The organism is Microcystis sp. LE18-22.4A, assembly GCF_027531105.1.
Classification (GTDB): Bacteria; Cyanobacteriota; Cyanobacteriia; order Cyanobacteriales; family Microcystaceae; genus Microcystis; species Microcystis aeruginosa.
Genome location: NZ_JAPZRB010000487.1, coordinates 1 through 6592, shown reverse-complemented (window position 1 = coordinate 6592; position 6592 = coordinate 1). Strand labels below are relative to the sequence as shown.

Below are 6592 nucleotides of genomic sequence, written 5' to 3'. Positions count from 1 at the left end.
AAAATTTCTCTCCCCGACAAGCATTAAACAAAGCATTCCTGAGTAGGGATAATTCATGAATTATCCCTACGGAATTATCCCTACGGAATTATCCCTACGGAATTATCCCTACGGAATTATCCCTACGGAATTATCCCTACGATCTGAATTGTTGTTACGGTGATTATAAAATCGGCCTGATTTTTTTTCTCAAAACCCTTGACAAATGGCGAGACTTGCTTTAGACTTTTTATATAATGGAAATCCGTGCGCCCATATATATAGGGTTTTTGAGGGAAGATAAGAGAGAAAAAAATAGACTCCAAAATCGGGATGGGTAGGAATAAGGATATAAGGTATGAAGACGGAAAATTTCTCTCCCCGACAAGCATTAAACAAAGCATTCCTGAGAGTCAAACCGAGTCGTAGTCAGGTGGAGAAGTTTCAAACCCACCTAGTACAACTCTTGGGGAGTATAAACGAGACAGAATCGGAGGAGTTCCACAAAAACCTGCTTGCAGACTTTCTCAAACACAGCTACTACAGTCCCCAACATTTCATCAACACCAAGGGAAGGAGTCACTAACCCCGCCCTAAAAGGGACGGGGCTTGCCTAGACCAATTTAGGCGACGCAAGTAGAGACTACCGCATCGAGACACAATCTGGCACAGACCTCCGAATACTTCCCTAGTTCGGATTCCCTCTCAGCTTTATTGGTAAAGCGTTGTTAGACAAGACATCTTGATTGTGTTGCGGAAAGGGACTTTAACTTTACTCTTAAGGATTATCTCCATGGCAAGAGTTCCTGTTATCTCAAAAGACGGAAAGTCGTTGATGCCCACCAAACCCAGTCGTGCCAGACGGTGGATTAAGGAAGGAAAAGCTATCGGTAAATTCAACGACTTAGATATTTTCTATGTCCAGCTAATCGATGAACCTTCTGATAGTAAAACCCAACCGATTGCCATTGGTATTGACCCGGGTAAATTATTCTCTGGAATTGGCGTTCAATCCTCCCTTTTTACTCTTTGGAAGGCTCACTTAGAACTTCCTTTTAAACGAGTAAGAGAGCGCCTGGACAATAGACGGTTAATGCGAAGAGGACGTAGAAAAAGACGGATTAACCGCCAACTTCCTTTTAATCTAAGAGCGCATCGACAAAAACGATTTTCAAATAGAAGAACAGGAAAATTAGCTCCCTCAATCAGAGCTAATCGTCAACTTGAACTTCGAGTCGTTTCCGAACTAACCAAAATCTATCCAATTACCGATATTTACTTTGAGTACATCAAAGCCGATGTTGATTTAACTTCTGGTAGAAAAGGGGCTAAGTCTGGAAAAGGTTTCTCGCCGGTTATGGTTGGACAGAAATGGGCAATTGAGCAACTGTCTCAATTGGCAACAGTCCATACTCGCTTTGGTTGGCAAACCTCTAATCTCAGAAAACATTTGCGACTAGAAAAGTCTAAAAATAAAGCAGAACAATCACCCGAAAGTCATGCTAACGATGGAATTGCTCTTGCCTGTTTTCAATTTTTCGATTATTGGCCATTCCATACTTCTAATGGACATGGATATGATTGGAAGGGTTATGTTAAAGTAACAAACGCTCCCTTTGCTGTCATCAAACGTCCTCCTGTTAGTCGTCGTCAACTTCACCTGATGGTTTTTTCTAAGGGTGGTAAACGACGTAAATATGGTGGCTCTACCACAAGACATGGGTTCCGTAAAGGAGATTTAGTTTCTTCTCCCAAAGGAATTGGTTATGTTAGTGGAGATACCGAAAAACAGCTATCTGTAAGCGATGCCAATGGTCAACGATTGGGACAGATAACTGTTAGCAAGATTCAGTTAATTCGTCGTTCTAACGGTTTAATTGTTTCTCACTAACTCATATAAAGCCGCCCTCCGCTATCGCTAAAGGGCGGGGTTTCAGACCCATTTTTTCGATGAGTATAAAAAGCAAACCTCCTTCACAATCTCGCCTGATCGGTAATGTTTTATTAGCCGTAGGCGGCTTATTTCTGATTGTTAACCTTCTTTTCCCGCAATTATTTGGCCCTAGCGTCCCCAAAGTTCCCTATAGTCTTTTTATCGACCAAGTGGAAGATGGCAACGTCGCTAGGGTATCCGTGGGACAGAATGAGATTCGTTATCAGCTTAAAAACGACCAAGAGGGCAACTACGGACGAATTTTCAGCACTACACCGATTTTTGACCTAGAATTGCCCAAACGTCTAGAAGCTAAGGGCGTAGAATTCGCCGCCGCACCACCGCCAAAAAATGGCTGGATTGGCAGTGTCCTTAGTTGGGTGATTCCTCCCCTGATTTTTGTTGGTATTTGGCAATTTTTCCTCGCTCGCAGCGGTGGCGGTGGTCCGGCCGGGGCTTTATCGATTACCAAAAGTCGCGCTAAAGTCTATGTGGAAGGAGACACCACCAAAACCACTTTTAAAGATGTGGCCGGTGTGGAAGAAGCGAAAACCGAATTAGCCGAAATCGTCGAATTTCTCAAATATCCCCAACGTTACATTCAAATCGGGGCGCGGATTCCCAAGGGGGTCCTCCTCGTCGGTCCACCGGGGACAGGGAAAACCCTGCTGGCAAAAGCAGTCGCGGGAGAAGCGGGAGTTTCTTTTTTTAGTATCTCGGGTTCGGAATTCGTGGAACTCTTTGTCGGTGCGGGTGCGGCCCGAGTGCGAGATCTGTTTGAACAGGCCAAGAAAAAAGCCCCCTGTATTATTTTTATCGATGAATTAGACGCGATCGGTAAATCTCGCGCTAACGGTAATTTTATGGGGGGTAACGATGAACGGGAACAGACTTTAAACCAATTATTGACGGAAATGGACGGTTTTAACGCTGGCGATGCGACGGTGATCGTGCTGGCCGCTACTAATCGCCCCGAAACTCTTGATACCGCCCTTTTACGCCCCGGCCGTTTTGATCGTCAAGTGTTAGTTGATCGCCCCGATCTGGCTGGACGGTTAAAAATCCTCGAAATCTACGCAGGTAAGGTAAAATTAGGATTGGGTGTGGATTTAAAACAGATTGCTACCCGTACCCCCGGTTTTGCTGGTGCTGACTTAGCTAATCTAGTCAATGAGGCGGCTTTATTGGCAGCGCGCAATCAACGCAGCACCGTCGCCCAAGAGGACTTTAATGAGGCAATCGAGCGGGTAGTGGCCGGTTTAGAGAAGAAAAGCCGGGTTCTCTCGGAAAAAGAGAAGAAAATCGTCGCTTATCACGAAGTTGGTCACGCTCTCGTCGGTGCAGTTATGCCAGGGGGTGGTAAAGTTGCTAAGATTTCGATCGTGCCTCGCGGCATGGCAGCCCTCGGTTATACCCTGCAAATGCCCACGGAAGACCGTTTCCTGATGGATGATACGGAATTACGCGACCAAATTGCTACTCTTTTAGGTGGTCGGGCTGCCGAGGAGATTATCTTTGGTAGTATTACTACTGGGGCCGCTAATGACCTGCAGCGGGCGACGGACTTGGCCGAACGCATGGTGACGACCTATGGTATGAGTAAGACCCTGGGTCCACTGGCCTACGAAAAAGGTCAACAGAATAGTTTTTTGGGAGATGGCATGATCAATCCCCGGCGCTTGGTGAGCGATGATACGGCCAAAGCGATCGATAATGAAGTGAAAGAGATTGTCGAAAATGGTCATCAGCAAGCCCTAGATATTCTCGCTCAAAATCGCGATTTACTCGAAGAAATTGCCCAAGAAATCCTCAGTAAAGAGGTGATTGAAGGGGAACAATTGCAAGCACTGCTCGATCGCGTTAAACCCCTCGATCGAGAACCTGTTACTGTTTAGATCGATTTGATTTTTACCTTACCCCATCTTTCTTCAAGATGGGGTTTTTTCTCTTAGACCTCGTCTAAGAGCTAATTTCACGACCGAGGTGGGCAAGCTTCTCTAGAACAGATTGAAGCAAGGATCGCCGCTGCTCGACGACAATATCTAAGTTAGCCCACATATACTTTACGTCTTTGTAGGCATTGTCCAGCAAGGCAAGTAATAATTCGCGATCTCCTGCGATGTCTTTTTGGGATGGATCACAAGTTGGTTGGGGTAATAAGTCCGCTGGTGGAGAAGGAGGGAAGGGCGATCGCTCGGACTCTAGCTGTTGAATCGTTTGTTGTAAATTTTCAATCACCCCATACATTTCCATCGGGTCAAAAACCCGCAAGAGACTGGTTTGTGTAACAATGCCCAACCCCCGCCCCCAGTTCCAAGAAACCACCAAACGCCCCACCCGCCGTTTTTGCATTTCCTGATGGGCCGTCCACAGGGAATCCTCGGGGCTGAGGAGAAATAACGGCGTACTCATCACCGTCTGGGCCCTAGTTTTGTGCAGATCGATTTGAACTGCTTGAAATTGGACAAGATCTCGCTCTGTCACAATACCAACCGGGCAGTCATTGTCTTCTGAATCTCGTTGGGTGATCACCACACAACTGACACGATGTTCAGCCATTAACTGGGCCAATTGCAAGACTGTGGCGGTGAGTGGGGCCTGTACCACTTGACTGGTCATCACATCGGATACGCGACGAAACCGCAATAGATTGGCCGGACGCAATATCTGGCGAATACTTTCATGGGAGATCACCCCGATTAACTGTCCTTGGTCATCGACAATCGGCAAATGGCGAATGCGGTAGCGCCGAAACAAAAACAGGGCAGCAAAAATGTCTTGAGCAGATTGCTGGGGCAACGTGATCAGGGGATGTACCATCACATCGGCAACGGTTGTCTCGGACAGGTTAATCCCTTGAGCGGTGAGTCGCACCACATCGCGTTCTGTCAAAATTCCTAATAACTCTTGCCCCTGCACCACCAGCAGACAGCTAACACGCACCTCTCCGGCCGGAGCAGCTAGAGGGGATAGGTCATCGGTGAGTAAACACAGACGGCTATGGGCCTGACCGATCATGGCGATCGCATCCGCCAGAGAAGTGGTTGGCGGCACCGTCAAGGGTTGGCGATCGATCGCCTTTTCCAGATCGGGGGCCCAACTCAGAGGTGTATCGAGGGACATCAGCACCATCCTGCGATCGCAAAAGCCAAGATAGGCAGAACAGCCACTGGGCAAAGAACCCAGACTCTCAGAGTTGCCAAAACCCGTTCTAAAACTATCTCAAAGTGTAGCGTCATTTAACTTTTTCCTAAAATATGTAACGTTTTATTACAATTTTTATTAAACTCGTAAAGATTTTCGACCCACTTCGGTGTATCATAGAGGGATGTAACAGGGTAAAGCCTGAAACTTTTTATTTAGGGGTTATTGAGCCTCTAATGGTTTCAGGAGCGGCATCACCAGACGCTGGGGTGAGTACTTCTGGGTTCTGGTCGGCCTGAAGGGTTACTCCGGAAATTCTGGACACCTTTCCATATAGTCGATCAAGCACCCGCTTTACGGAAATACGCTGCCATGGTTGACCACGTTTGGTGGTGTAGCCCTGTTCATTAAGCCAATCTGCGATCTTCTGCAAGGATTTCCCTGATTTGTGATGACGGCGAATCAGTTCAATGACCCGGCACTCTTCCGGATCATCCACTAATTCACCATCGATCGATCGTTGTCCAAAGGCAGGGGAGCCGTAGCCCGCATAACCACCGTTGCTTGCTTTTGCTTGTCTACCTTGTTCTAGCCGCTCCCAGGCAGATAAATCGTTGGAAGGGGTCGCTGTCATAGGGGATGTCAATGCAATGACTTGCAATACCATATTACCGTAACTTAACGTCGCAAATTTGTTTTGATTGGGAGCAGCCGATGACGACTTACAAAGTCAAACCCCTGCATGAGCAGGGACTAGATATCACCATCGATGTCTGGGACGACCAAACTATAGACGATACCCCCGGGAGGTGGACATTGACTGATGCCATTTTTCTTTATTCATAGTCCTGAACCCCAACCCCTTTCTGGGGGGAAAGTTAAAGAGGCCAAGGCCAAGCATTTTTAGATGAGGAGCGGTTCAAAGCTGAATTTATATTGTAAAACGCAGCGAGCAGAGAATTTGTACTAAGTTGCACAAAATCAATTTGGAGATATAAACATGGGTACGGCTACATTTATTCAAGATGAAACTGAATTTGATTCCCTGTTAAAGAGTGAATCACTGTTGGTGGTAGATTGCACGGCAACTTGGTGTGGACCTTGCAAACTGGTGGCGCCGTTGATCGATCGATTGGCCGATGACTATCGCGATCGCGCCAAAGTCTTCAAACTTGACCTGGACAGTAACAAACCCGTAGCCAAACGCTTTGGGATTAGAAGTATTCCGGCTGTCATGGTATTTAAACAGGGGAAATTGATAGAAACATTAGTTGGGGTTAAACCCTATGAAGAATTTACCGCTGCGGTAGAACGACAATTATAGTCTTCCACTCTGGACAAACGTCCGACCTTAACCCTTTCCTTCTCACACCACTATTCAATTTTGAGGTATGGCGTTGACATCCTCGCCGCCCTAAAAGTGCGGCGATTCCTAAACCTCACGATTTAAGTTTCTGCTTCCACCACCGTCGCATACCACAGTTAAAAAACCATGTACTGTCTTACACAGAGTCCACAGACTTTCGCCCCATTTCA

General features: G+C 46.7%; 6 protein-coding genes and 1 pseudogene. 5 read left to right on the top strand and 2 right to left on the bottom strand.

From position 1 onward, the window contains the following. Positions 1-337: 337 nt before the first annotated feature. The 3 genes and pseudogenes from O9295_RS21345 to ftsH4 all read left to right on the top strand — a co-directional run. Positions 338-559 (top strand): annotated as a pseudogene (locus O9295_RS21345) (DUF7149 domain-containing protein); the annotation flags it as partial. A 213-nt stretch (positions 560-772) separates the two neighbouring features. Then, entirely contained in the window at positions 773-1870 is a 1098-nt protein-coding gene (locus O9295_RS21340; protein WP_288035167.1) for an RRXRR domain-containing protein, read from the top strand. Positions 1871-1929: 59 nt separating this feature from the next. After that, a complete protein-coding gene (ftsH4, locus tag O9295_RS21335; RefSeq protein WP_288035165.1) occupies positions 1930-3807 on the top strand; it encodes an ATP-dependent zinc metalloprotease FtsH4 in 1878 nt (625 codons plus the stop codon). 64 nt (positions 3808-3871) lie between these two features. Here ftsH4 and O9295_RS21330 read toward each other — a convergent pair whose 3' ends face one another. Both O9295_RS21330 and O9295_RS21325 read right to left on the bottom strand, forming a co-directional pair. Next, positions 3872-5044: a CBS domain-containing protein gene (locus O9295_RS21330; RefSeq protein ID WP_288035172.1), complete on the bottom strand. Its 1173-nt coding sequence runs from the start codon at positions 5042-5044 to the stop codon at positions 3872-3874. Between the two features lie 223 nt (positions 5045-5267). After that, positions 5268-5723 (bottom strand): recombinase family protein, encoded by a 456-nt coding sequence (locus tag O9295_RS21325; RefSeq protein WP_288035163.1) that lies wholly within the window; start codon positions 5721-5723, stop codon positions 5268-5270. 47 nt (positions 5724-5770) lie between these two features. Here O9295_RS21325 and O9295_RS21320 point away from each other — a divergent pair, with 47 nt between their 5' ends. Both O9295_RS21320 and trxA read left to right on the top strand, forming a co-directional pair. Then, a complete protein-coding gene (locus tag O9295_RS21320; RefSeq protein WP_261779272.1) occupies positions 5771-5902 on the top strand; it encodes a 2Fe-2S iron-sulfur cluster-binding family protein in 132 nt (43 codons plus the stop codon). A 154-nt stretch (positions 5903-6056) separates the two neighbouring features. Further along, on the top strand, positions 6057-6380 hold the full coding sequence (trxA, locus tag O9295_RS21315; protein WP_002763751.1) for a thioredoxin: 324 nt from the start codon (positions 6057-6059) through the stop codon (positions 6378-6380). Positions 6381-6592: the final 212 nt, after the last annotated feature.

Bases quoted from the DNA above. Each gene is read 5' to 3' on its own strand.
- O9295_RS21340 (WP_288035167.1), top strand. From the start codon at position 773: ATGGCAAGAGTTCCTGTTATCTCAAAAGACGGAAAGTCGTTGATGCCC.
- ftsH4 (WP_288035165.1), top strand. From the start codon at position 1,930: ATGAGTATAAAAAGCAAACCTCCTTCACAATCTCGCCTGATCGGTAAT.
- O9295_RS21330 (WP_288035172.1), bottom strand. From the start codon at position 5,044: ATGGTGCTGATGTCCCTCGATACACCTCTGAGTTGGGCCCCCGATCTG.
- O9295_RS21325 (WP_288035163.1), bottom strand. From the start codon at position 5,723: ATGGTATTGCAAGTCATTGCATTGACATCCCCTATGACAGCGACCCCT.
- O9295_RS21320 (WP_261779272.1), top strand. From the start codon at position 5,771: ATGACGACTTACAAAGTCAAACCCCTGCATGAGCAGGGACTAGATATC.
- trxA (WP_002763751.1), top strand. From the start codon at position 6,057: ATGGGTACGGCTACATTTATTCAAGATGAAACTGAATTTGATTCCCTG.